The sequence below is a fragment of the Streptomyces sp. NPDC059851 genome, assembly GCF_042732005.1.
Lineage (GTDB): Bacteria > Actinomycetota > Actinomycetes > Streptomycetales > Streptomycetaceae > Streptomyces.
Map to the genome: position 1 here is coordinate 1 of NZ_JBHWJJ010000294.1, position 1,764 is coordinate 1,764.

General features: G+C 69.8%; 2 protein-coding genes and 1 pseudogene. All 3 read right to left on the minus strand.

Annotated features, from left to right (window positions below):
- Positions 1-321: pseudogene (locus tag ACFV7Q_RS38815) on the minus strand (ABC transporter permease); the annotation flags it as partial.
- The gene (locus ACFV7Q_RS38820; RefSeq protein ID WP_385435665.1) at positions 308-1,108 is read right to left on the minus strand and encodes an ABC transporter ATP-binding protein; all 801 of its coding nucleotides are present in this window, start codon (positions 1,106-1,108) and stop codon (positions 308-310) included. The gene ACFV7Q_RS38820 and the pseudogene ACFV7Q_RS38815, both read right to left, overlap by 14 nt.
- Positions 1,109-1,134: 26 nt before the next feature.
- Positions 1,135-1,764: ABC transporter substrate-binding protein (locus ACFV7Q_RS38825; protein WP_385435666.1), on the minus strand; the 630-nt coding region annotated here is incomplete at its 5' end.

Sequence of the window (1,764 nt, forward strand, 5' to 3'; positions counted from 1 at the left end):
CAGGGCGAGCAGGAAGCCGAGGAGGCCGCGGGAGACGGAGGTCCAGATGACCTCGAACAGGGTGCCCTTGAGCCACATGTCGGCCAGGCTGTCCCAGACCGCGGACAGCGGGGGCAGCTTGCTCTCCTCGATGACCCCCGTCGACACGAGGACCTGCCAGACGGCCAGGACCAGCGTGACCGCCAGGACGGGCGGGAGGACCTTCTTGAGGAGGACCTCACGGACCGGCGTACGGCGGACCTCGACGGCGTCGAGCGCGTCGAGGCCGGCCTCCAGGCCCGCGAGGTCGTCCGTCTTCGCCCGTGTTTCAGTGCTGGCCATGGCGGCGGATCTCCCCACGCAGGTGTTCGGTGATCTCCAGGGACAGTTCCGCGACGTCCGCGTCCTCGATGCGACGCGGCTGCGGGATGTCGACGGCCCATTCCTTCGCGACCCGGCCGGGCCGGGAGGACAGCAGGACCACGCGTTGGGCGAGGCGTACGGCCTCGCGCACGTTGTGGGTGACGAAGAGGACCGACACGCCGGTCTCCTGCCAGATGCGGGTGAGCTCCCCGTGCAACACGTCCCGGGTGATGGCGTCGAGGGCGGCGAACGGTTCGTCCATCAGCAGCAGGTGGCTGTCCTGGGCCAGCGCCCGGGCCAGCGCGACGCGCTGGCGCATGCCGCCGGACAGTTCGTGGACCCGCTTGCCGTGCGCGCCGCCGAGCCGGACCAGCTCCAGCAGCCGTTCGGCCTCGGCCTTGCGGTCGGACTTGGGGACCCCGCGCAGCCGCAGGGCGAGTTCGATGTTCTTGCCGGCGGTCAGCCAGGGGAAGAGGGCGTGTTCCTGGAACATCAGGGCGGGGCGGCCTGCGGTCTCGATGGAGCCCGCGCTGGGCCCGTCCAGTCCCGCGACCAGGTTGAGGAGGGTGGACTTGCCGCAGCCCGAGGCCCCCAGGATGGTGACGAATTCGCCGGGCGCGACATCGAGGCTGATGTCGTCCAGGACGAGCTGCGTACCGGCCGGGCCGGTGAAGGACTTCGAGACGTGCTCGATGCGGGCGGCGTGGGCGGCCGTCGCGACGGCGCCCTCGGCGGCCCTGGCAAGCGTGGTGGCCATGGTCGTCACCTCCTGGGGTTGCTGGACTTGCGGACTTACTCGGCGCCGAGACCGGCGTCGGGGACCTCGGGCTTGCCGGCGGCCTTCAGCACCTTGTTCAGGAGCGTCAGGTCGTAGATGCCGGCCAGGTCGGGCTGGTCGATGAGCTTCGCCGCGACGGCGTGGTCGGCCTGGGTCTTCAGGGTGGAGGCCAGCGGGTCGTTGGTGACGAGGATGCTCTTCCAGGCCGGGTCGATGACCTTCGCGTCGAGTTCCTTGCCGGTCTCCGCCTTCAGGGCGGCGTTCGCGGACGCCTTGGCCCGCTCCGGGTCGGCGTTGATCCACTCGTTGGTCTTCACGGTGCCGCGCAGCACGGCCTCGACGACGTCCGGGTGCTCCTTGAGGAACTTCTGCGACACGATGATGTTCGTGATGACGAACTTCTTGTCGGGCCACAGGTCGGTCTCGTCGAGGAGGACCTTCGCCCCCTCGGTCACCAGCTTGGAGGCGGTCGGCTCGGGCACCCAGGCGCCGTCGACGGAACCCTGCTTGAAGGCGTCCGGGGTGACCTTGTTGTCGGTGCGGACGACGGAGACGTCGCCCTTGCCGGACTCGGGGTCGACCTTCCAGCCCTTCTGCGCGATCCAGTTGAGGAAGGCGACGTCCTGCGTGTTGCCCTTCTGCGG